Genomic DNA, 22,375 nt, shown 5'->3' with positions numbered 1-22,375 from the left:
CCCCCCTAGAGGAGAAAACCCTCACCCGGCGCTTCGCGCCGACCTCTCCCGCAAGCGGGAGAGGTTGCACCGAGTCAGCCGATGCACCGCGGCTACGCCGCCTGCCGTAGCGGCGTCCAGGCGAATTCCGGATAATAGTCGTCCATCATGCGGTCGACATAGGCGGTGAGGTTCGGAAATCCCTCGGCCCGCTCGCGCAAGGCGGATTCGAAGAACGGTGAGAGGACGCCGGCGAGCATACCGAACGCAGTGGCATCGACGCCGCAGGGCCTGTTGCCCATCAGGAAGGCTTTGTCGCCGAGCTGCACCGACAGCGCGAACAGCGAACGCACGGCAAGATCGACGTCGTCATCCGGCGCATGGCGGCCGAGGCCAGAGAGCAGATAGTTCTCGGCGACGCGGAATTGAGCGTCCTCGCGCAGCTTCTCGCGATTGTGCTCCGGCGCACCGTCGAAAAAATGCGCGGGCCCCTTGGCGAAATTGACCGGATCGACCCAGCGCGCGCCCACCAGCGCCCAATAGACGTGGTGCTCGATCATGCGCTCGAACGCCCAGGCCTGCGCACGCTCGGCCAAGGTGAGGCCGGCATCGAAATCGAAGCCGTAGCGGCGCTCGATATGGGCCCGGATGAAGGTGGAATCGGCCACCGCCTCGCCGCCATCGTCGATGAAGGGCAGCTGCCCCTTGGGCGAGGCCGGCGGCATCGCCCGCTCTTTCCGATAAGGCAGTCCCGCCATCTTGAGCTGCACCTCGGTCTTGGTGACGAAGGGGCTGATTTCCGGCAGGCCGAAGCCGGCGCCAAAACCGTAAAGCGTGATCATGCAAGCTCTCCTGAACCTGTCGAACGAGTGGAAGGAACCTAGCGGCCGGCTGCTGCCACCATGGTGGCAGCAGCCGTGATATCTTCTGCGAAGCGGGCCCCGCGCCAGGCGCGGCCCATCAGATGGCGGACCAGCGCATCCGCGGCATGGTTCAGCGAGCGTGTCACCACGCTTGCGAGCGCAAATCGGAGATCAACGGCCATGAGATCGAGCGGAACGAGGCGGCCAAACGCCCAAGCCCGCAACATTTGGCCGTGCCACAGCTGCGCCCGCCACAGTGGACCGGCCTGGCCGAAATGGGTTGGAATGATCATGGACAAATCCTCTTCAGTCGATGTGTTGTCCCCGGTATAGAACCCCCCTGCTGCCAACATCCTGTCAGCAGCCGCGCGCCGATTTCTGATCCGTCGTTCGAGAAGAGAATTGTCATGAGACGCGCCGACCGGCTGTTTCAAATCATCCAGGTGCTAAGGCGCACGCGTAAGCCGCTGACGGCAGACGCGATCGCGGCCGAGCTCGAGACTTCGAAGCGCACCATCTATCGCGACATCGCAACCCTGATCGGCCAGCGCGTGCCGATCCGCGGCGAAGCCGGCATGGGTTACATCCTGGAAAAGGGTTTCGACCTGCCGCCCCTGATGCTGACGCCGGACGAGATCGAGGCGGCCGTGCTGGGCGCGCAATGGGTCGCAGGCCACGCCGATTCCGCGCTGGCGCGCGCGGCCGAAGACTTGATGGCCAAGATCGCCGATACCGTCCCGGAGCGCCTGCGCCCCTTCGTACTGGAGCCGGCGAGCCGGGCGCGTCCGAGCTGGAACCGGGAACCGGACCGCCTGGACATGGCGCGCACCCGGACCCAGATCCACGAAGGCAAGAAGATCATGCTGCGCTATCGCGACGAACAGGGCCGCCCCAGCGAGCGCATGATCTGGCCGATCTCGGTCGGCTATCTCGAAGCCGTGCGGCTGCTGGCGGCCTGGTGCGAGCTGCGCGGCGACTTCCGCAGCTTCCGCACCGACCGCGTGGTCGAGGCGACCTATCTCGACGAGAAATATCCGGAACGGCGCGACGTGCTGCGCGCGAGATGGCGGCAGAGCCTGGTCTGGGGTCCGCCGAAGGACACGTGAGAACGATGGACGAGACCGAGCTGTCGAGCTGTTGCCAGGGCTGCGGCGCCTGCTGCGGCTATTCGCAGAACTGGCCGCGCTTCTCGATCGAGAGCGACGAGGAGCTTGCGCTGATCCCGGAGGCGCTCGTCAACGACCGGCAATCGGGCATGCGCTGCGAGGGCGATCGCTGCGCGGCATTGCAAGGCGAGATCGGAAGGATGACGGCCTGCGGCATCTATGACGTGCGGCCGGAGGTGTGCCGCACCTGCATGCCTGGTGACGCCGAATGCGCGATGGCGCGGCGGAAGTTCGGCCTGCCCGTTATCGAGGCCGCTTAGGCGGGGACGGCTTCGCCGATCTCGTCGTCGAGCTCGTCATCGAGCGGTGCGAGCACCGAGAGCGGCTTGGTCGACAGCGTGATCGGCTTGCGCCCACCCGTCAGCGACGTCGAAGCTTTCGCGGTGCCTTCGCGCGACAGCGCGAAGAGCGTCGAGCCGACGCGGCCGCCATTCTCGATCAAGTCGCGCTCGCTGCAGCTCGCTGCGATCGCGACCGCCAGCGAGTGCAAATGGCTACGGCGGTAGCAGAACAGCGCCAGCCTGGCGCGCACGTCAGGGGAAACACTCTCAACCAGCCTCGGCAGGCCACTCTCGCTGGCGCGATACATCTCGCCAAGGAGCTCGTCGCGGACCGGGCAGAAATCGCTTTCAAAGGCGTCGCGGCTTGAAAACATTGCAGTTCTCCCTCGTGTAAGGAAGATGCAGCGCAATTCTCTAACGAAAGGTTAACCACGCTGCCCGGTAGTCACCCGGGGTGGTTGCGCGTCGGCCGCGAATCGGTGGGACGCCTTGGTGGGGTTTTCAAAGTCTTCCGCGGCGCCATGGCCGGGCTTGTCCCGACCCTTCACGGAAAGCCAGGAGGCACGAAGAACGTGGAGGCCCGGGACAAGCCCGGGCATGATGATCCCTCGTGCTGATGGCGATTGCCTCTCCCCGAAGGCCCAAAGGCGACCTTCAGTTCGCCGCCATGAAGATCGCAAGGCCGAAGCCGGTCAGGTGGTGCAGCGCCTGGTCGACGCCGATCAGGGTCCAGAACCAGGGATGGGCGAGGTCGACGCCGAAATTGGCGGAGACGTATCCCTTGGCGCGGTCGATCGTGATGTGGATCAGGAAGTCGAAGAAGGCCACGAACCAGAATCGCGGCGCCACGATCACGATCAGCGGCAGCGCGACGGCAAGGTGGACCAGGCAGTGCACCAGGAGCGGCAGGGCCCAGCCATGCTTCTGATCCTTGCCGTGCGCCATCCAGGCGGTTTGAAGAACGAAATCGGCGATGACGTGCTTGAAGGTGAGCAGCAACATCCAGCCAATAAGCGCTTCAACCGGAATCGCCGATGACATGGGTGGAAACGACAAAGCTGACGCCCTCATTGACGTGACGAGAAGAATTGGAGCGTTCAGCGCAACTTCTTCTTGGACCGGTCAAATCGCCGGGACGCGCAATTTATGACATCTCCCGCGGCGGAATGCAGCCGGGTGGAACCGGAAAATCGCCAAGTGTGGCTAACCGGTGATAGGATGGCCAATCGCCGCGGACATATCGACTAAGGTTACCTCCGGCTCGAAATTTGCATTCCGCTGCCTTCGCGCTATCATCGGCGATCGGGAATATCGTTCTTTTTTCAGGCGTTTACGAATTACCGGGCCCGCCGCGCTTCCAAGCCACGCGCCGCCGCCAGCCAAACGATAAGGCCAGAGTGCCGCCATGAGTACCGAAGGCCCCATCGCATCGCCGACCATGCCGCCGCCCCGGCGCCCCAAGGTGATCAAGACCAACCAGCAGCAGGTTCTCCTCTACGTCGTGCTGACCCTGCTGCTGTCGTTCGCCACCGTCTGGGCCGGCCGCACGCTGGTGCACAATTCGGAGACGCTGACCTTTGCCGTCGGCGGCCCCAACAGCGATGAGGCGCTGTTCGCGGCCAAGCTCGCCGCCCTCCTGAAGAACAACGCGTCGCGCTTGCGGATCAACATCGTCAACAACGCCGACAATACCAAGGCGCTCGCGCAGTTCGACCGCAGGCAGGCCGACCTCGCCGTGCTGCGCACCGACGCCAAGGTGCCGCTGCGGGCGCGCACGCTCGCGATCCTCGACCACGACGTCGTGCTCCTGCTCGGTCCCGGCAACAAGAAGATCAAGTCGCTGGCCGAATTGAAGAAGAAGAAGGTCGCGGTCGTCGCCGAGAACGAATCCTCGCTCGCCTTCGTCCGCAGCATCCTCGACGTCCCCGATGGCCCTGAGGCTGCGAAGATCCAGATGGCGCCGCAGGGCGCGACGCTCGACAAGCTGTTCGCCCCGGCAAACGGCTATAGCGCGGTGATCGCGATCGTCCACGCCTCGAAGGCGGTCCGGGACAAATCCTATGAGCAAGCCGCCAAGCGCGGCGGCTTCACACTGAACACCATCGAAGAAGCCAAGACGCTGGCGCGCAAATTTCCCGGCATTTCCGATGAGACCGTGACAGCCGGCTCGGTGTCGACATCCCCGCAGATTCCCGACGACGATCTCGACACGATCGGTCTCGAATGGCTGCTGGTCGCGCAATCCCGGATGTCCCCAAGCACGGCCGGCGAGCTCGCCCGCATCGTCTACGAGAACAAGGCGGCGCTCGGGCTCGACAACGGCTTTGCCACCAGGATCGAGCCGGCCTCGGTCGAGAAGGACGCCTTCGTGGTCGCGCATCGGGGCGCCGCCGACTACATCAACGACGACACCAAGTCGTTCCTGGATAAGTACAGCGACTTGATGTATCTGGGCGTCGCCGCGCTCAGCATCATCGGCTCGATCTTCGCGGCGATCTACGCCAAGATCACGCGGATCGCGCCGGAGAAGGCCAGCGAGCTCTCGACCGCCATCCTCGACATCGGCGAGCGGATCGAGCATGCCCATTCGCTGGATCAGCTCGAATGTCTCCAGGATGAGCTCGAGACCATCTTGCGCGGTGCCGTCATCGGCCTCAGGGACGGCACGATCAGTTCCGACGGGCTCGACACCTTCAAGCTCGGCTACGAATTCGTCCGTGACGAGATCGGCATGCGCCGCGACTATCTGAAACGCCATGCCGGCGAAGCCGACAAGACGGTACGCGATGCCGGCCCGGCTCCGTCAGACGACAGCAATGTCGTGGTGGTGAAGACCGCCCAGAGCGCCTGACAGCCGCCCCCACCGTTGTCGTGTCCCGGACAAGCTGCAATGCCGAAGGCATCCCAGCGATGAGCCGGACCCAGGAACCGGCACAATATCCGTGACCACATGGACCCCGGTCCTGCGGTGCATCACTTCGTGCTGCGCCGCGTCCGGGGCACGAGACGGAGGCTACCCGTACGATCGCCAGCCAGTCTGGAACCCCTGCCCACCCGCAACCGTTGGTTTCTGGTTGCAACCGGAGAACGCGGCATGCGTGCACTCCTCATCATCCTCCTTCTGGCAATGCTGGCGGCGGCCGGCTACTTCGCCTATTCCGCAATGGCGATCGAAGGTGAGCCGATCCCGACGGAAGGCTATGTGGCACTGGCGCTGGGCGCGGGGTTTTCCGTCATTGTCGGCGTCGGGCTGATGGTGCTGCTGTTCTTCAGCAGCCGCCGCGGCTACGACGAGCCGCCACATTTCAGGTAAGGCACCCCGCCAGGGACGGCGGCGTGGACGGCAGGCCCGCTGCAGCGGCGCGGCAAACGACCGGCGCCGTCGTTGACGGCCTCCGCCCGGGCGGGCACTTTGGCGCCGACAACGGAGACGAGAATGTCGGACACAGCCGACGCAGCATCTAGCCCCCTGCTCGAAATCATCGGCGCCCGCGCCACCATCCGCCTCAACCGGCCGAAACATCTCAACCGGCTGCAGGCGGAGGATCTCGACGAGCTGACGAGACTGTTCGACCGGGTCGAGGCCGATCCCGATATTCGCGTGCTGGTGCTGACCGGAACCGGGCGCGCCTTCTCCGCCGGCTACGATCTCAATTCGGTCGCGGAACGCGCGGTCAGCGCGGGCGAGCAGCAGAGCGCGGGCTCGGCCTTCGAGGCCGTCGTCAACCGGCTCGAGGATCTCGGCGTGCCGACCATCTGCCGGCTCAATGGCGGCGTCTATGGCGGCTCGACCGACCTCGCACTCGCCTGCGATTTCCGCGTCGGCGTCGATACCGCGGAAATGTTCATGCCGGCGGCGCGCCTTGGGCTGCATTACTACCCGAGCGGCATCAAGCGCTACGTGACCCGCCTCGGCGTCGACAATGCGAAGAAGCTGTTCCTCACCGCGCAGAAGATCGACGCCCCGGAAATGCTGCGCATCGGCTATCTCACCACAATGGTGCCGGTGGAATTCCTGGACGAGGAGGTCGACACGCTCGCTGCGATCCTAGCCGGCAACGCCCCCCAAGCGATGCGCGGCATGAAGCGCGCGATCAACGAGTTCGCCCGCGGCGAGCTCGATGAAGGCGCCGCCGACCGGCGCCACCGCGACAGCATGCGCGACGACGAGATCAAGGAAGGCATCAAGGCGTTCGCCGACAAGCGGGCACCGCGATTTTGACGCCCTCTCATCCACCCGCCGCGGCGGCATGCTGCGCCGCCATCTCCGCATCTGCGGCATTGATGCGCTGGAACGCCGGCCGCGCCGTCATGCGCTCCGCATAGCGGACGAAGACATCCTTCTTCGGCACGATGCCGAACATCATGGTCCAGCTGAACGCGACGCCCCACAATACGTCGGCCGCCGTCATGCGCTCGCCGAGCAGATAGGGCCCGTTCGCCAGCTGGGCCTCGAGCGCACCCAGCATCGTATCGTAATCGGCATAGGGCGATTGCGTGATCGGCGCCGGCTCTCGCTGCATGAACTTGTCGATCAAGGCCGGCTCGAACGACGACCCATAATAGGCGATCCAGCGCAGATAAGGCCCGCGCAACGGATCGTTCAGGGCGGGGGTCAGCCCCGCTTGCGGGAACAGGTCGGCGAGATAGATGGTGATCGCGACCTGCTCGGTCACCAGCGCCTCGCCGTGGCGAATCGCCGGCACCTTGCCGAGCGGGTTGAGGGCGAGATAGGCGGGCTTGCGCTGATCGCCGGCCTTCATGTTGAGGACATGGAGATCGTAAGGTGCCCCCAGCTCCTCGAGCAGCACGCGCGTGCCGGTGGCGCGCGTCTGCGGCGAATAGAACAGGGTGATGCGGTTCGGATCGGTCATGGCAGTCTCCATCTGGCCGGCTGGCGATGGCGCCGCTTGTAGCGGACCATACCTGACATCTTGTGTCAGGTATGGTCTAAGGGATCATGCGCGCGAGCCGGATGCTGTCGATCCTCACCACCCTCCAGGCCAGGGGACAGGTCACCGCGCCCGAGCTCGCGCAGGCCTGCGAAGTGTCGGTGCGCACGATCTATCGGGACATCGACGCGCTCGCGGCGTCCGGCGTTCCCGTTTATGCCGACCGCGGCGCGGAAGGCGGCTATCGGCTGCTCGACGGCTATCGCGTGCGGCTGAACGGGCTGTCGCAGAGCGAGGCGGGCGCGTTGTTCCTGGCGGGATTGCCAGGCCCGGCCGCCGCACTCGGGCTCGATGCTGCGATGATCGCCGCCCAAAACAAGCTGATGGCGGCACTGCCACCGAATTTGCGTGAGGATGCCGGGCGGATGCAGGAGCGTTTCCACCTGGACGCGCCCGGCTGGTTCGGTGAAGCGGAAGACCCGAAGCACCTGCGCACCATCGCTAGCGCTGTGCTGCGCGGGACGCTGATCAGGATTCGGTACCAGAGCTGGCGATCCGAGAAGCAGCGCCGCGTCGCGCCGCTCGGCCTCGTGCTGAAGGGCGGCAGCTGGTATCTCGCAGGACAAGTCGACGGCAGCGTGCGCACCTATCGCGTCGCACGCGTGCTCGACTGCACAGCCCTCGGCGACCGCTTCGATCGTCCGGCCGGCTTCGACCTCGCCGCCCATTGGCGGGCCGCGACGCTGCGGCTCGAAGCGGAGATGCACCCCAATGTCGCGATCGTCCGCCTGTCGCCGTTCGGCGTGAAGCTGCTCGACGCGCTCAGCCAGCCCTATGTCAAGGCACGCACGCAGCTCGAGGAGACAGCCGATGCAGACGGCTGGCGCATTGCGCGCGTGCCGGTCGGAAAGACATCGTGGCATGCCGCGGCCGAACTGCTGCGGCTCGGCCCGGAAGCCGAAGTCCTTGAACCGGCCGATCTCCGCGACAAGATGGCCGAGCTGACGCAGGCGATGGCCGTGCGCTATCGCGCGGCGCAGAAAGCCTGATCGCGGCGCATTCTGCCGCAGCCGACGAAACATTCCTGAAACACGATTCTTCCCGCTTGCCATGAACGCGATCGCGTCTCGTCTCGACGGAAATGCAGGGACGCAACAATGGCCCTAGCGCCGAATGGAGAATGAAGATGTTTCGTAAGCTTGCACTTGGTCTGATCGCCGCCGGCACGCTCGGCGTTGCCGCTCTCGCCCCCACCGCGGCCTCGGCCGGCGGCTTCCATCACCATCATGGTCATCACCACTGGGGTCCCGGCTGGGGCTTTGGCGGTATCTACCTCAACACCGGCGTCAGCAATTGCTATCAGGAGCGCCTGGTCCGGACCCGTCACGGCCTGCGCGTGCGCGTCGTGAACGTCTGCGCCTACGGGATCTACTGATATCTCGATATCACGACAAAGCTCCGGTCGCATCGCGGCCGGAGTTTTGCGTTGAGCTAGCCGGCCTGCCGCTGCCGGCGAAACCAGGCCCAGGTCTCGCGCGTCGTTCTGATGTAGCCGCGGCCGCGATGGACGATCTCGCCGTCGACGATCGCGTTCAGCTTCGGCAGGGCGTGAAAGGGGATCGAGGGATAAGCGTGGTGCTCGACATGATACGGCATGTTCCACGCGAACCATTTGACGATAGCACCGGTGTAAGTCGTGCGGGTGTTCTGAAAGGCGCTGCGGGTGCGGTCGCAACCGGTATGCTCGGCGTAGAGATAGGGCCGCAGGAAGAACTGCCCGATCACGAGCGGCACGATCCAGACCCAGAGCAGCAGCGCTGAAGAGAACCACAGCGACAGCGCGAGCAGCAGGGCGTAGAGCGCGACATAGGCGCGCGCCTCGGCAACGATGGTGCTGCGCTTGCTCTCGGGAATCCATGGCACGACGACCTTGCCGGTGATCGCGTGGCCGAGCATCAGCCGCAGACGGCCGGCGACTTGGAGCAGGCCGCTATAGGCGAGCGCAAGCTGGGTGTCGGACGTCGGCTTCACGCCAACGATCAGCTCGGGATCCCTTTCCGGGTCCTGCGTGTAGCGATGATGGTCCCAGTGAAACAGACAGTAATATTCGTAAGGCAGCCCGATGATGAACGCCGAGAGATAGCCGACGCCGAGATTGAGGCCCCGGCTCCTGAATGCCGTCTTGTGCGCGGTCTCGTGCACCGCCATGAACAGGAAGGCAACGACATAGCCCTGCACCACCATCAGCGGCAGCGCCCAGAGCGCGCCCCAGCTCGACGAAACCGTCCAGATCAGCACGCCCACCAGCACAATCACGCTGTAATGGCCGAGGCTCTGCACCGCACCTCTGATGTTGGAGCGAACCGACAATTCGCGCAGCGTGGTGGGCGTCAGGGGCTTCAGGCGATGGCCGGCGTCCGGAATGGTTGCGTCGCTCATGGTCGGTTGCGTGCCCTACTTGCGGAGAAGCTCGGCGATCTCGGCCTTGATGAAGGCCTGGTCGCGGGGATTGTTAATGGGATTGCCGGCGCGATGGCCATGCAGCGACGGGATCGGATGCAGCACCGCCGATCTCGCGTTGACGAGCTTGCCGAGTTCGTCCTCGTTGTCGTGCACGTCGAAATAACGGTCGGTCGCGCCCGGCATCAGCAGCATGTGGGCCTTGATCGCGGCCAGCGCGCGATCGAGATCGCCGGCGAATGCTGCACAGCGACTGATGTCGCCACGCTGCCAGATGCCGATCTGCGCCAGAAGATCGTTGGCATCGCGCCGCGCGAAGGTCGCATCCCAGGCGCGGACGAGATAATCCTCGAGTGAAGTGAAGCCGGCCTCGCGCCAGAGCTCGTCGCGGTAGAAGCCGTGCGACATCGCCCAGCCGGCATAGACGCGTCCCATGGCGCGGTAGCCGGCGACGGGTTTTTCGAGGAAAAGGCCATCGCGGAAGGCGGGATCGGCCGTGAGCGCGGCCTTCACGCTTTCAAGGAAGACGTAGTTGTAGGGTGCGCAGCGGGCGCTGCCGCAGACGACCGCGGCGCGCTCGACCATGTCCGGATGCAGCGCCGACCAGTGATAGGCCTGCATGCCGCCCATCGACCAGCCATAGACCAGCGCGAGCTTCGAGATGCCAAAGCGCTCGGTGAGCAGCCGGTGCTGGACCGCGACGGCATCGTGATAGCTCACTTCCGGGAACGGCGCGGGCGTGTTCGAGGGCGACGACGACAGGCCGTTGCCGAACAGGTTCGGGATGATGATGAAGTAGTGCGTGGGATCGAGCACGCCGTCGGGCCCGATCAGCCATTCAATGTCGGTGTGCTGGGCGCTGAACGAGGTCGGATAGAGGATGACGTTGTCTTTGGCCGGGCTCAGCGTGCCGTAGGTCTTGTAGGCGAGCTTCAGCGCGGGAAACACGGACCCGGATTGGAGCGTGACGTCGCCAGCCTCGAAGATGTCGTAGTCGCGCTGCGCCGTCATGCACTCAGCTCCCGCTCACGGAGGCCTTCTCGGCGTCCGCGATGCATCGATCATGCCGGCTTTCGCCGGATGCGTCGCTTTACTTATAGTGTACTATTAGTACAGTTATTCGGCGCCGGCAAGATGAATCCGGTCCGCAACCCGGCTCAGGCGATGGCCGCGAGATAGCGCGCGACCGACGCAGCAAACGCCGCCTTGGCACCGCTGGCGATGTTGCGGCCCCACCAGGCGCCATAGATCCGGTCGAAGGCGAACGGCTCGACGGCTGACGCAATCCGCCGCACCGCGGCGGCGTTGAGCGGCATGTAGTTCGGATAGGAATACATGAAGCTGACGAAGCGCCGGTCCATCGTCACCTGCGCGATATCTCCCGTGAGCAGCGCGCCCTTGCCGTCCACACCACGCGCATAATGCAGCACGGTGGCGCCGGCGAAGTGGCCTCCGGTGCGCAGCAGCAGCACGTCGTCGGAGAGGCGATGGCTTTCGCCGGTCCAGTGCACGATCGCCGGATGAGGCCGCGTGACAAAGGCGCGATCGTCGGCGTGCAGATAGACCGGCACGCCGCCGAACCTGTCGCTCCAGTCGGCGACCGCGCCATAGTAATGCGGATGCGAGATCGCGATGGCCTTGAGACCGCCGAGTGCTGTGATGTGATGGATGGCCTCGTCGGTCGCGAGCGGAATGCAATCCCACATCACGCAGCCGTCGCCGTCAGGCACCAGCAGCGCTCGCTGCCCGATGGCAAAGCTCGGCTCCATGCCGATCCCGGTCAGGCCGAGATCGTCGCGCCCCACCAGTCGGTGCTTGCGCGCGAGCTCCTCGCGCGTGAGGAAAGCTTGACCGTCCCAGCCGACGAACTGGCGCTCGTCCTCGCAGATCGGACAGGCCGCAGGGGGTTTTCCGCTATCCGGGAATTGAGCGCCGCAGGTTGCGCAGGTCCAGAGGGGCATCGCGCTGATCCATCATGATCCAGTCTTGCAAGACATGACGTCGCACTCGCCGGATCGCAAGAGCAACCGGAACCAACGGGTTGAGAGCAGGTTAAGTTCTGGTCCGCCCGGGCACCCGCAGCGCCCGCCGAGCCCCGCCTCATGCGAGATCCGATTCGATCGGCAGCATCAAGTTCAGCGTCTCGATGACATCTCGCCCTTCAACGTCTCGCATCTGGCCCCTGTTCGCGCTCAATTTCTTCATGGCCGACATGCAGTCGGGCATCGGGCCCTTCGTCGGGGTCTTCCTTCAGGAACGCGGCTGGGCGACCGGCCTGATCGGCACGGCAATGACGATCGGCAACGTCGCGGGCATGCTGGTCACGACTCCGATCGGCGGCTTCATCGATTCCAGCCGCAACAAGCGGCTGTGGGTGATCATTCCCGGCATCTGCGTTGTCTCGGCGTCCGCAATCATCCTGATCTCGCAAAACTTCTGGGCGGTGACGTTCTCGCAAGTGGCGCAATCGCTGGCGAGCGCCGCAATCGTGCCGGCCGTCACGGGCATCACGCTCGGCATCGCCAAGCAGAAGGGCTTCAATGCGCTCAACGGCCGCAACCAGGCGTACAATCACGCCGGCAACATGGTCGGAGCCGCGCTCTCAGGCTATCTCGGCTACAAGTATGGCTATTTTGCCGTGTTCGCGCTGGCGGCCCTGTTCGGCGCCATCGCGATCGCTTGCGTGCTGATGATTCCAGCCAAGGCGATCGACGATCGCGCCGCGCGCGGCAGCAAGGAGGACGATTCCAAGGCGCCGCCGGATGCGATGACGATGCTGCTGAAGCACAAGGCGTTGCTCGTGCTGGCTCTCGCCCTCGCGCTGTTCCACCTCGGCAATGCCGCGATCGTGCCGCTGTACGGACTTGCCGCGGTCGCCGAGGGACAGGCCAACGGCCCGAGCTTCGTCGCAACCACCGTGGTGATCGCACAGGGCGTGATGATCGTGACCTCGCTGATCGCGATGAAGGCCGCGAGCAAGCGCAACTACTGGCCGATCATCTTGGTCTCCTTCATGTTCCTGCCCATCCGGGGCGTGCTCGCCTTCTTCGTCACGGGATGGTGGGGCGTCGTGCCGATGCAGGTGCTCGACGGCATCGGCACCGGGCTTCAGACGGTTGCCGTCCCCGGCATGGTCGCGCGCTCGCTCAACGGCACCGGCCGCATCAATCTCGGCCAGGGCGCCGTGATCACCGTGCAGGGCGTCGGCGCGAGCCTCAGCCCGGCTCTCGGCGGCTGGATCGCGCAATGGATCGGCTATGGGCCGACCTTCCTGCTGCTCGGCGGCTTTGGCCTGGCGTCGATCGCGCTGTGGCTGGCCTTCAGTGCGGCGGTGAAGAAATATTGAGCGACAGCGCCGTATGGCAGTCGCGGCGCAACGTGCCCGCCTTCGATCTGCCCAATAAGCAGGCTGCGGCACCTCGTCGCTGGCTCAGCGCGTAGGTGCGAGTGGTTTTTCGCGCAATCTGGCGCTTTTCTAGTTGCCGCATCCCCGGCGCGCCGACGAAAGTGCGGACCGCAATGAATCGGCAATAGGCGTTCCGGCGATCGATGACCCAGCCGCAGCTCTCATTCGATGGCGACCCGAACGGTGCGGCCTATGAGCAATGGCGCGAGCAGTTTTGCCGTCAGGTAGCGAACGTCGATTTCGTGCCGGTTGGTGAAGGGCGCGTTCACCGAACCATTGCGCCTGCCATTCTTCCCCGCCTCAGACTCTCGGCCTCGTTCGGCACGCCGATGTCCTTCGTGTCATTGGGAACGAACGACGAGTTGGTGATCACGACGTCGCCCAATTCGGCATTGCGTGGGGCCATGGGGAAACGGCCACTGGAGGTCGCCGCCGGCGACATCACGATCGGCGATCCCTCGATCAAGGGGGCCCAAATCACGCAACTGGCGTATGGTAATTTCCAGACCGCGCTGCTGCCGCGAAAGGCCCTGCTGCGCGCCTGCCCGAATGCCGAGGACCTGATCGCGGGGTCGATCTCCGGCGCCAACCCGATCACATCGATGTTCCTGCGATATTACGATCTCGCGCATGCGCACGCGGACAAGCTCGCGCCGGCGGAGCTCGATGCGGTCTCGCAGCACCTGTTCGACCTCGCCGTCCTGATGCTCGGCGCACGCGGCGATGCCGCCGAAGAGGCTCAATTGCGCGGCCTTGCGGCGGCGCGCTTCGAAGCGCTCAAGTCCGACATCCTGGCGCAGCTGGACAGCCCCGCATTGTCGCTGTCCGACCTTGCAGCCACGCACCGCATCAGCGCGCGCACGATCCAGTTACTGTTCGAGAAGGCCGGCATCACCTATAGCGGCTTCGTGCTGGAGCAACGATTACTGCGCGCCGAACGACTGCTGCGAAATCCTGCGATGCGCAGCCGCAAGATCATCGAGATCGCGCACCTCGCCGGATTTCACGACGTCTCTTACTTCCATCGCGCGTTTCGCCGCCGTTTCGGAGCGACGCCCGACGACGTCAGGAAGCTGGCTGGGGAGGCCGAATAGGCGAGTTCGCCGCGACGGCGCCGGAACGGCGCCTGCTACGTCCCAAAGCTCTTCTGCACCGCCTTGTCGAGCGTCTCGCCGCCGACGAAGTGCTGGCGCAGCTCGCGCTTGAGCAGCTTGCCGCTCGGATTCTTCGGCAGGGCGTCCACGAAGATCACGCGCTTGGGCACCTTGAAGTGGGCCATATGGCCGGCGCAATGTCTGATGACGGTTTCTTCGTCGAGCTTTGCCCCGGTCTTGACCACGACGATGGCGGTCACCGCCTCGATCCAGCGCGGATCGGGCAGGCCGACGACCGCGACTTCGGAGACCTCCGGGATGCGATAGACCATCTCCTCGACCTCGCGGCTCGCGACGTTCTCGCCGCCGGTCTTGATCATGTCCTTGACGCGGTCGACCACGGTGATGTGGCCTTCCTCGTCGACCGTGGCGAGATCGCCGGAATGAAACCAGCCGCCGGTGAATGCCGCTGCGGTCTTGACCGGGTCGTTGTAATAGCCGGAGAGCAGATGCGGCGAGCGATGCACGATCTCGCCGACTTCGCCGACCTTGACGTCTTCCATCGCCGTGTTGACGACGCGCGTCTCGACGTTGAGCACGGGCTTGCCGGCGGAGCCGGCCTTGCGGAGCTGATCCTCCGGCCGCAGCACGGTCGCGAGCGGCGCGATCTCGGTCTGGCCGTAGAAATTCCAGAACTTTACGGCCGGCAGCCGGCGCTGCAATTCGAGCAGCACCTCCACCGGCATGATCGAGGCGCCGTAATACCCCTTCTGCAACGTCGACAGATCAGTCTTGTCGAAGTTCGGCGAGCGCAGCATCGCGATCCAGATCGTCGGCGGCGCGAAGAACGAGGTGATCCTGTGCGCCTGGATCAGCGCCAGGATGTTGTCGGCGGTCGGCTTGCCCGTGATCACGCCGGAGGCGCCGAGATAGACCTGCGGACCCAGGAACACATCCAGCTGCGCACAATGATAGAGCGGCAGAGCGTGCAGGAACTTGTCGTCCACGCTCATGCCGCCATCGATGATGCAGCTGACATACTGCCACATCACGGCTTCATGGGTCAGCATCGCGCCCTTGGGCAGCGATTCCGTGCCCGAGGTGTAGACGATCTGCGCGAGATCGCGGCTATCGACCGAGGCGTCCAGGAACGACCCGTCGGGATGCAATAGATCATCGAAGGTGGTGAGGTCGGCAGGCGCCGCGGCCGGATCCTCGCCCGGCAGCCAGATCATCTTCTCGACCGCGCAATCCTTCGCGCTCGCCGCGCGTGCCGGCCCGACGAAATCGGGACCGGTCGCGAGCAGCTTTGCGCCGGAGCTCTTCAGGATGAAGTTGATCTCGTCCGGATTGAGCATGAAGTTGATCGGCACCAGCACCGCGCCGATCCGTGCGGCCGCGAAGCGCAGCGCCGCGAAGGCGTGCGAGTTGCGCGAGAGCACGGCGAGGCGATCGCCCTTCCCGACGCCGAGCCCGAGCAGGCCGCGGCCGAGCCGGTTGCAGATCGCATCCATCTCGGCAAAGCTCCAGCTGACATCGCCGCAGCTCACCGCGAGCTTGTTCGGCTCGCGGCCTGCGGAGCGGCGCAGAAGATCGCCGATGGAATGCTCGCGCGCTTTCGAGATGGTGGCTGCGGTGTCGCCGGTCATTTCTTCCCCGTGGAATTTCGCTCGGCTCAACGCTCGCGAGCTTTCGTGTTTCGCGGAACGTAGTCGGCGCTGTCAGCGACGTCAAATTGCACGGGGCAGATCAAAACTCGCGAAAACAACCCCATGCACAGTAGACGGGGGCTGCAAGATCAATGGGTTAGGTGTGGAGCCGGATTGGGTGCGGGTCGGGCAGGCTTTCAGGAGCCAAGAGGCCGAGGAATCGTGGTGACTCGCCTGTCCGGCTCGCCCAAGCGAGCCGAGGCGAATTGGCCGCGATCGTTGCCGCCCATTCCGAATGGGGTCTCTCGCGATTTGCTTCGTCGGGCAAAACAGGAGCATAGTGGCATCATCGCAGGAGGTCGGGCGGGCCGGGATGTGGCGGCGCCTTTCGGCGAGCGAGTTGCGCGGTTGAGGCTCGTCAGGCCTTTTTGTTTTCTCCAACGTTGGCCGATGCACAGTCGGAGTTGGCGCGGTCCAGCACTGTCACCGTGGCGCGGTCCAGCACCGTCACCGTAATGCGCGCCGACCAAGCCCGCGATCACGATTATCCATCAGATCGCGGGTTTGGCACTCCAACCTCAATTGCCCCGCTTGACCAGCGGGCATTCGCTGTCAGCCAGCGAAGCGTAGACTTCGCCGCTTGGGATTTTCTCGAGCACGTTATAGTACTCCCAGGGCGCCTTGACCTCGGACGGATCCTTCACCTGTACCAGGTAGAAGTCGTGCACGAGCTTGCCGTCCTCGCGCAACCTCGCGCCGCGTGCGTAGAAGTCGTCGACGGGCGTCGCGCGCATCTTCTCCAGCACTGGATCAGTTGCATCCGTGCCTACGGCAGCGACTGCTTTCAGATAGTGGCTGACGCCGGAATAGACCGCGGCTTGCGGTGCCGTGGGCATGGCGCTGCGAAGCTTGAAGAAGCGCTGGCCGAACGCCCTGCTCTCGTCATCCAACGCCCAGTACCATGCCGTCAGCGTGGTCAGGCCCTTGGCGGTTTTCGGGCCCATCGCATGAACATCGGTGTCGAACATCAGTTCGGCCACCGGCTTCTGGCTTCCCGTGTTCATGCCGAACTCGTTCCATTGCTTCATCAGATTGACGAGCTGGTCGCCGGCATTGGCGAAGGCGACCGCCTTGGCGCCCGAGGCCTTCGCCTGCAGGATGAACGAGCTGTAGTCCGCGTTGCCGATCGGGTGATACACCGCGCCGAGCGACTTGCCGCCGGCCGCCGCCAGCACGCGCTGCGATTCCGACACCATGTTCTTGCCGAACGCGTAGTCGGCCGCGATGAAGAACCAGGTGTCGTAACCCTGGCTGACCAGGGTGCGGATCGGTCCCGATACCAAATTGTAGGAATCGTGCAGCCAGGCCAGGCCGTTTCGCGAACATTGCTTGCCCGTCAGTTCGGTGGTCGCCACCGCCGAATAGACCGCAATCTTGTTCTTGTCGCGCGCCAGCGACTGGATCGCCAGCCCCACGGCCGAATTGGACACGTCCGCGACCATGTCGACGCCGTCGACGTCGAACCATTTGCGGACAATGCCGACTCCGATATCGGGCTTGTTCTGGTGATCGGCGGCCAAAATCTCGACCTTGATCGACGGCACCAACTTCTGAAAATCTTCCGCCGCCATCTTGGCTGCCGTGACGGAGCCCGATCCCGACAGATCCGACAATGGCCCGGTCTGGTCATTGATGATGCCGATCCGCACCACGCCACCGGAGAGTTCGGCGGCGCGAGTGGCCGGAAAAGATGCGATGAAAGTACCAACGACGAGAAGGGTAGCGATGCGGCCGTGCCAGTTCATGCGAACACCTTTCTAACAGCGTCTGTTGCTTTCCTCCCTGTTTGCGAACGAGCTTAAGCCGCCGTTGCTTTCGCCTTCAGTTTAGATACCGCCTTTTGCACCGCGGCTGCGCGCTTTTGCAGCCAAGGTTCGGCCTCGCGGCGCATGCGGGATATCAGCTCACGCGGCGCATTCTGCACGGTGATATCGAACGGCGGCTGCGGCTGATATTCCAGCATCAGTTGGAGGTTCTTTGCGACGTCTTCGCCGCAGAGTTCGGCGGCAACCTGAAAACCGAAATCGATACCGGCAGTGACACCGCCGCCGGAGATGCGGTTGCGGTCGACCACGACGCGTTCGTCGACAGCGATGGCGCCAAAGGCAGCAAGCTGGTCGCTCATCAGCCAATGGCAGGCTGACCTGTATCCATCGATGAGGCCCGCTGCGCCGAGGATCAGACAGCCGGCGCAAACCGAGGTGATGTAGCGCGCCGATCCACCCTTGTCGCGAACGAAGTCAATCACCTCGTCATCGTCCATGGTGGCAACCTGTCCCGGGCCGCCGCCGATACAGAACACGTCCAGATCCGGGCAGTCGGCAAAGGTCGTGGTTGGCAGCAGCGGCAGGCCGACGTCGCTGACGACGGGCTCGAGGCGCTTCCACAGCAGGTGCATGCGGACGTTCGGCAGACGGGCAAAAACTTCGAATGGTCCGGTGACGTCCAGTTGCGTCATCCCGGGATAGTACAGAATTCCGATCTCGATCCGCTTGCCGGACATGGAGCCCTCCTAACGTTGGATAACCCATGTTGACAGCGGAGGGCCTTTGCCGAAATGTCATAACACACGCAATTCCTGCCAAGCCTTCCCTGCTCAAGGCGCTGCTAATGGCCCGTTCCGCCCCCCGCCGCGTGGTCTTCGTCCTTTTCGACGACTGTCTGCTGCTCGACTTTGCCGGACCGCTACAGGCCTTCGAACTGGCCTGCGAAACGTCGAAAGCGGGGCGCGCGCCCTATGTCTGGCAGATCTGCTCGTTGAAAGGCGGGTCGGTCAAAACCTCGTCCGGTCTGGAGGTGATGACGACCGCCCTCGCTGACTGCGACCACAAGAACATCGACACCCTCATGGTGGGTGGCGGTCCCGGCGTCCATCGCGCCGCTGCCGAAGCCGCGCTGGTCGATTGGTTTCGCCTGGCAGCGCCGAAGGCAAGGCGCGTCTGCTCGGTCTGCACGGGCACATTCATCCTTGCCGCAGCCGAGCTGCTGCGCGGGCGGCGCGCGGTCACCCATTGGGGTTCCTGTGACCTGCTGCGCGCAAAATATCCCGACGTTTCTGTTCAGGTCGATCCGGTCTTCGTGCATGACGGCGGTATCTGGACATCGGCAGGCGTGACGGCCGGCATCGATCTGGCGCTCACGCTGCTGGAGGACGATCTCGGCCATCGCGAGGCCATGCGCATCGCGCGCCGCCTCGTCGTTTTCCTCAAGCGGCCCGGCGGGCAGGCGCAATTCAGCGTGCCGCTGTCAATGCAGGCATCGGAAGATCGGGCTCTCGAAAAAATTTCGAGCTGGATGCAGGAAAATCTCGGCCGCGATTTGCGTGTCGAAAGTCTCGCCGAACGAGCGGGCATGAGCCCGCGCACCTTCGCGCGCGTGTTTCGCCAGAAGACCGGCCGCACGCCCGCCAAGGCGGTCGAAGAGCTTCGCGTCGAGGCTGCCCGGCGCGCGCTGGAAGAGTCCGCCTCTCCTATCAAGGAAATCGCCGCGCGCGCAGGCTTTCAGAGCGAGGAGCATCTACGCCGCGCGTTCCGCCGCCGCCTGAACGTGCTGCCGCATGACTACCGGGTTCGATTCCATCAAGGGTAGAGACAACAAGCGACGGGCGGGGTGGCTCGACCTTTTGACGCCATGGGCACCCAACGGGACAAGAAGCTAGCTTTCCAAGATCGCGACCGCTCGCGTCCAGCCCGCCGAGGCTCGTTCGATCTTCACGGGGAAGCATGACACCTTGAAGCCGGTTGGCGGCAGCTGTTCGAGATTGTGCAGCTTCTCGAGATGACAATAGCCGATATGGCGTCCGGCCTTGTGGCCTTCCCAGATCAGGCTGGCGTCTTTCGTCTCGGCGTATTTCTTCGCGGTGTGAACGAACGGCGCGTCCCAGCTCCAGCCGTCGGTGCCGGTCAGGCGCACGCCGCGCTCGAGCAGGTACATGGTAGCTTCATAGCCCATGCCGCAGCCCGAGGTGACGTAGTCGTGCCGGCCATATTTGGCGCCGGCGCTGGTGTTGACCACGACGATCTCGAGCGGCCTCAGCTCGTGGCCGATGCGCTTGAGCTCGGCCTCGACGTCTTTGGCCGTCGCGACATAGCCGTCCGGCAAGTGCCGGAAGTCGAGCTTCACGCCGGGCTGGAAGCACCATTCCAGCGGCACCTCGTCGATGGTCCAGGACCGCTCGCCGCGGTTCATGGTCGGGTGAAAATGCCAGGGCGCGTCGAGATGCGTGCCGTTGTGGGTGGAGAGACTGACCTGCTCCACCGCCCAGCCCTGACCGTCCGGCAGATCCTCGGCCTTCAGTCCATCGAAGAACTGCAGCATGCGCGGCAGGCCCTGCTGGTGATCGATGTACTGGATCGTCGGATGATTGCCGGGCGGATCGGCCGGCACGTCGTTCTGGAGGGGGACGGAAATGTCGATCAGCTTGGTCGTCATGGCGCTTCCTCGTTGTTCTCGTTGGCGGCCGTCAGGCGTCGCTTCAGACGCGCCGTCGGACGCCCCCTTCAGGTTTCTTGCCGCTCGACGCGGTTCTTCAAAATACCGATCTTCTCGACCTCGAGCTCGATCGTATCGCCATGCTCGAGAAACCAGCCGAGCTCGAGGCCGCAGCCATTGCCGACCGTGCCGGAGCCGATGAATTCACCGGGCATCAGCGTCTCGTCCTGGGAGACGTGCGCGATGATCTCCTCGAAGGAAAACAGCATGCCCTCACTCACGCCTTTCGAGCGGGTCTCGCCGTTGACGCGCGCTTCCATCTTCAGCGTGTAGGGATCACCGATCTCGTCCGGCGTTACGATCCAGGGTCCCATCACGTTGCCGCCGTCGAAGCTCTTGCCCTTGGCAGGGCCGAGCCGTCCCTCCATCTCGATGCGCTGGGCGTCGCGCGCGGAGAAATCGTTGAAGATGGTGTAACCGAAGATGTGATCCCCAGCCTTCGCAGGCGTGATGTTGGCCCCCTTGTTCTTGGTGATGATCCCGAATTCGAGCTCGTAGTCCATCACCTTGCTGTAGCGCGGCCATTTCACCGTCGTGTTGGTGCCGCGGACGCTGAAGCGGTTGGTGATGTAGAAGATCGGCTGCTTGCGATAGACGTCGGGCAATTCGCCGAGCGGCTCGGCGTCGATGCGCGCCAATTCCGCCATGTCGCCCCTCGCGCGTGCGGCGAGCTTCTGCTGTCCGCGCGGCGCTTGCAGGATGTGCAAGGGAAACGACATGCCGTCGCGCATTTGCCTCGGCTCCGGCACCGGCGCGAGGATGTCGACGGTGGTGACCGCCGCCGACAGCGTCGCGTCCTTTCCGTGCTTGTCGAGCAGCGCCCGGGCCCGATCGAGCGCGCGGGGCCCGGCGTCGATCAGCGCCAGCATCGAGCCGAAGGCCGGATCGGCCCCGCCGTCCCGTGCGGCCGCGGCGGCGAGGTCGAACACCTGGCTGTCATGGCTGTGGACGGCTCCGATCTTCTCCTGACCGGCCGTTCTGAATGTTGCGAGCTTCACCTTGGGCACCCCTTGTTATCGTTTCGAATATATGATCAGATAAAATATCGATAAACAAGAACGAAAAATATAAAATGGGGAGGGCGCAGTGAGGCGGACGCAGATCAGAGCGATGTTGGCAGGTCTCGTGCTCGGGATTTCTGTTGGCTGGACGGCACCAGCGCTGGCGCAAGCCAAGATCCAGATCGGCTGTACCGCGACCTCCGACTGCGCCTCGGCCATGGTCGCGGTCGACGAAGGCATCTTCAAAAAGCACGGGCTGCAAGTCGAGATGACGCCGATCGCGATCAACTCCAACATCCCGGCGGCGATCCTGTCGAACTCGATTCAGGTCGGCGGCCCCACCTCCACCGTCTTCCTCCAGGCCGTCGACGGCGGCCTCGACCTGGTCGCGATCGCCGGCGCCTCGGTCATGAACCCGACCTCCAACACCGCGATCGCGGCCTTCGTCCGCAACGGCATCACCATCAAGGATCCCAAGGACTTCATCGGCAAGAAAGTCGGCGCGCCCGGCCTGAACGCCTTCCTGCACGTGCTCTTCGTGAAATGGCTGGTCGAAAAAGGCGTCGATCCCCGAAGCGTCAATTTCGTCGAAGTCACCTTCCCGACCATGGCCGACATCATCAAGTCAGGCGGCGTCGATGCCGTGCTCACGGCCGAGCCGTTCGTCACGCGCATGAGCAATGCGGGGCTCGGCTCGGTCGGCGCGCGGTACGGCGCCGAGCTCGGCCGTACCGATCCGATCATCTTCTATGCCGCCTCGCGCGACTGGGCGGAGAAGAATGCCGCAACCGTGAAGAAATTCCGCGAGGCCATCGCGGAGGCCGCCGCGATCGTCAACAGCGACCGCGAGAAGGCCTCGGCCTCGATCGCCAAGTTCACCAAGCAGCCGATAGAGCTAGTCAAGGCAACGCCGCCGAACCAGTCCGAGCCGAACCTCAAGCCGCAAAACCTCAGCTGGTGGATCGAGGTGATGTCGTCGCAGAAGATGCTGCAATCAAAGCTCGACACCGCGAAACTGGTGCTGAACTAAGGG

The 22,375-nt window shown here is 64.3% G+C and carries 24 protein-coding genes; 11 read left to right on the top strand and 13 right to left on the bottom strand.

The annotated features are described in order from the left end of the window. Nucleotides 1–92: 92 nt before the first annotated feature. Together I6F21_RS32455 and I6F21_RS32450 are read right to left on the bottom strand one after the other, a co-directional pair. Nucleotides 93–821, bottom strand: a complete 729-nt coding sequence (locus tag I6F21_RS32455) for a glutathione S-transferase family protein (protein ID WP_036021027.1) — start codon at nucleotides 819–821, stop codon at nucleotides 93–95. 38 nt (nucleotides 822–859) lie between these two features. After that, a complete protein-coding gene (locus I6F21_RS32450) occupies nucleotides 860–1,135 on the bottom strand; it encodes a hypothetical protein (RefSeq protein WP_035997233.1) in 276 nt (91 codons plus the stop codon). Nucleotides 1,136–1,249: 114 nt separating this feature from the next. Here I6F21_RS32450 and I6F21_RS32445 point away from each other — a divergent pair, with 114 nt between their 5' ends. Next, complete coding sequence (locus tag I6F21_RS32445; protein ID WP_025033709.1) at nucleotides 1,250–1,948, top strand: YafY family protein; 699 nt, start codon at nucleotides 1,250–1,252, stop codon at nucleotides 1,946–1,948. A 5-nt stretch (nucleotides 1,949–1,953) separates the two neighbouring features. Continuing rightward, nucleotides 1,954–2,268 carry a YkgJ family cysteine cluster protein gene (locus tag I6F21_RS32440; protein ID WP_035997229.1) on the top strand — a complete coding sequence of 105 codons (315 nt, stop codon included), beginning with the start codon at nucleotides 1,954–1,956 and terminating at the stop codon, nucleotides 2,266–2,268. Here the strand turns inward: I6F21_RS32440 and I6F21_RS32435 are convergent. Together I6F21_RS32435 and I6F21_RS32430 are read right to left on the bottom strand one after the other, a co-directional pair. Continuing rightward, nucleotides 2,265–2,663 carry a hypothetical protein gene (locus tag I6F21_RS32435; protein ID WP_035997226.1) on the bottom strand — a complete coding sequence of 133 codons (399 nt, stop codon included), beginning with the start codon at nucleotides 2,661–2,663 and terminating at the stop codon, nucleotides 2,265–2,267. The two genes, I6F21_RS32440 and I6F21_RS32435, sit on opposite strands and share 4 nt — an antisense overlap. A gap of 280 nt (nucleotides 2,664–2,943) precedes the next feature. After that, complete coding sequence (locus tag I6F21_RS32430; RefSeq protein ID WP_050995827.1) at nucleotides 2,944–3,291, bottom strand: DUF3307 domain-containing protein; 348 nt, start codon at nucleotides 3,289–3,291, stop codon at nucleotides 2,944–2,946. 403 nt (nucleotides 3,292–3,694) lie between these two features. Between I6F21_RS32430 and I6F21_RS32425 the strand changes: the two genes are divergently transcribed. From I6F21_RS32425 to I6F21_RS32415, 3 genes are all read left to right on the top strand, one after another. Then, the gene (locus tag I6F21_RS32425) at nucleotides 3,695–5,140 is read left to right on the top strand and encodes a TAXI family TRAP transporter solute-binding subunit (protein ID WP_225184023.1); all 1,446 of its coding nucleotides are present in this window, start codon (nucleotides 3,695–3,697) and stop codon (nucleotides 5,138–5,140) included. Nucleotides 5,141–5,383: 243 nt separating this feature from the next. After that, nucleotides 5,384–5,602 (top strand): hypothetical protein, encoded by a 219-nt coding sequence (locus I6F21_RS32420; RefSeq protein ID WP_225184022.1) that lies wholly within the window; start codon nucleotides 5,384–5,386, stop codon nucleotides 5,600–5,602. A 123-nt stretch (nucleotides 5,603–5,725) separates the two neighbouring features. Then, nucleotides 5,726–6,511, top strand: a complete 786-nt coding sequence (locus I6F21_RS32415; RefSeq protein WP_225184021.1) for an enoyl-CoA hydratase/isomerase family protein — start codon at nucleotides 5,726–5,728, stop codon at nucleotides 6,509–6,511. Nucleotides 6,512–6,518: 7 nt separating this feature from the next. Here the strand turns inward: I6F21_RS32415 and I6F21_RS32410 are convergent, their stop codons facing one another. Continuing rightward, nucleotides 6,519–7,163: a glutathione S-transferase family protein gene (locus tag I6F21_RS32410; RefSeq protein ID WP_035997331.1), complete on the bottom strand. Its 645-nt coding sequence runs from the start codon at nucleotides 7,161–7,163 to the stop codon at nucleotides 6,519–6,521. A gap of 86 nt (nucleotides 7,164–7,249) precedes the next feature. Between I6F21_RS32410 and I6F21_RS32405 the strand changes: the two genes are divergently transcribed. Both I6F21_RS32405 and I6F21_RS32400 read left to right on the top strand, forming a co-directional pair. After that, nucleotides 7,250–8,230 (top strand): YafY family protein, encoded by a 981-nt coding sequence (locus I6F21_RS32405; RefSeq protein WP_225184020.1) that lies wholly within the window; start codon nucleotides 7,250–7,252, stop codon nucleotides 8,228–8,230. Nucleotides 8,231–8,367: 137 nt separating this feature from the next. Continuing rightward, nucleotides 8,368–8,616, top strand: a complete 249-nt coding sequence (locus I6F21_RS32400) for a hypothetical protein (RefSeq protein WP_035997328.1) — start codon at nucleotides 8,368–8,370, stop codon at nucleotides 8,614–8,616. Between the two features lie 56 nt (nucleotides 8,617–8,672). Here I6F21_RS32400 and I6F21_RS32395 read toward each other — a convergent pair whose 3' ends face one another. The 3 genes from I6F21_RS32395 to I6F21_RS32385 form a co-directional block, all read right to left on the bottom strand. Beyond that, nucleotides 8,673–9,620 carry a fatty acid desaturase gene (locus tag I6F21_RS32395; RefSeq protein WP_225139412.1) on the bottom strand — a complete coding sequence of 316 codons (948 nt, stop codon included), beginning with the start codon at nucleotides 9,618–9,620 and terminating at the stop codon, nucleotides 8,673–8,675. Between the two features lie 15 nt (nucleotides 9,621–9,635). After that, nucleotides 9,636–10,652 carry an alpha/beta fold hydrolase gene (locus I6F21_RS32390; RefSeq protein WP_035997209.1) on the bottom strand — a complete coding sequence of 339 codons (1,017 nt, stop codon included), beginning with the start codon at nucleotides 10,650–10,652 and terminating at the stop codon, nucleotides 9,636–9,638. Between the two features lie 146 nt (nucleotides 10,653–10,798). Next, the gene (locus tag I6F21_RS32385; RefSeq protein WP_225149355.1) at nucleotides 10,799–11,602 is read right to left on the bottom strand and encodes an MBL fold metallo-hydrolase; all 804 of its coding nucleotides are present in this window, start codon (nucleotides 11,600–11,602) and stop codon (nucleotides 10,799–10,801) included. A 185-nt stretch (nucleotides 11,603–11,787) separates the two neighbouring features. On the opposite strand from I6F21_RS32385, the gene I6F21_RS32380 reads away from it, so the two are divergent. After that, the gene (locus I6F21_RS32380) at nucleotides 11,788–12,987 is read left to right on the top strand and encodes an MFS transporter (RefSeq protein ID WP_035997203.1); all 1,200 of its coding nucleotides are present in this window, start codon (nucleotides 11,788–11,790) and stop codon (nucleotides 12,985–12,987) included. Between the two features lie 203 nt (nucleotides 12,988–13,190). Then, entirely contained in the window at nucleotides 13,191–14,141 is a 951-nt protein-coding gene (locus tag I6F21_RS32375; protein WP_036021010.1) for an AraC family transcriptional regulator, read from the top strand. A 35-nt stretch (nucleotides 14,142–14,176) separates the two neighbouring features. On the opposite strand, the gene I6F21_RS32370 is transcribed toward I6F21_RS32375, so the two are convergent. The 3 genes from I6F21_RS32370 to I6F21_RS32360 all read right to left on the bottom strand — a co-directional run bounded on the left by I6F21_RS32370 (nucleotide 14,177) and on the right by I6F21_RS32360 (nucleotide 18,353). Continuing rightward, nucleotides 14,177–15,790 carry an acyl-CoA synthetase gene (locus I6F21_RS32370; protein ID WP_225184019.1) on the bottom strand — a complete coding sequence of 538 codons (1,614 nt, stop codon included), beginning with the start codon at nucleotides 15,788–15,790 and terminating at the stop codon, nucleotides 14,177–14,179. Between the two features lie 578 nt (nucleotides 15,791–16,368). Beyond that, nucleotides 16,369–17,595 carry an ABC transporter substrate-binding protein gene (locus I6F21_RS32365; protein ID WP_225139415.1) on the bottom strand — a complete coding sequence of 409 codons (1,227 nt, stop codon included), beginning with the start codon at nucleotides 17,593–17,595 and terminating at the stop codon, nucleotides 16,369–16,371. Between the two features lie 53 nt (nucleotides 17,596–17,648). Next, complete coding sequence (locus I6F21_RS32360; RefSeq protein WP_225139416.1) at nucleotides 17,649–18,353, bottom strand: DJ-1/PfpI family protein; 705 nt, start codon at nucleotides 18,351–18,353, stop codon at nucleotides 17,649–17,651. Between the two features lie 26 nt (nucleotides 18,354–18,379). Between I6F21_RS32360 and I6F21_RS32355 the strand changes: the two genes are divergently transcribed. Then, complete coding sequence (locus tag I6F21_RS32355) at nucleotides 18,380–19,438, top strand: GlxA family transcriptional regulator (protein ID WP_225184018.1); 1,059 nt, start codon at nucleotides 18,380–18,382, stop codon at nucleotides 19,436–19,438. A 66-nt stretch (nucleotides 19,439–19,504) separates the two neighbouring features. Here I6F21_RS32355 and I6F21_RS32350 read toward each other — a convergent pair whose 3' ends face one another. Both I6F21_RS32350 and I6F21_RS32345 read right to left on the bottom strand, forming a co-directional pair. Next, nucleotides 19,505–20,281: a cyclase family protein gene (locus tag I6F21_RS32350; protein WP_225184017.1), complete on the bottom strand. Its 777-nt coding sequence runs from the start codon at nucleotides 20,279–20,281 to the stop codon at nucleotides 19,505–19,507. A gap of 68 nt (nucleotides 20,282–20,349) precedes the next feature. Further along, a complete protein-coding gene (locus I6F21_RS32345; protein WP_225184025.1) occupies nucleotides 20,350–21,339 on the bottom strand; it encodes a fumarylacetoacetate hydrolase family protein in 990 nt (329 codons plus the stop codon). A gap of 88 nt (nucleotides 21,340–21,427) precedes the next feature. Between I6F21_RS32345 and I6F21_RS32340 the strand changes: the two genes are divergently transcribed. Further along, on the top strand, nucleotides 21,428–22,372 hold the full coding sequence (locus I6F21_RS32340) for an ABC transporter substrate-binding protein (RefSeq protein WP_225184016.1): 945 nt from the start codon (nucleotides 21,428–21,430) through the stop codon (nucleotides 22,370–22,372). Nucleotides 22,373–22,375 lie beyond the last annotated feature (3 nt).

Origin of the sequence: Bradyrhizobium sp. NBAIM03 (genome assembly GCF_020194055.1) — a bacterium.
GTDB lineage: Bacteria > Pseudomonadota > Alphaproteobacteria > Rhizobiales > Xanthobacteraceae > Bradyrhizobium > Bradyrhizobium yuanmingense.
Note: the sequence above shows the minus strand (reverse complement) of the source record. Positions and strands in the feature narration are given on the sequence as shown.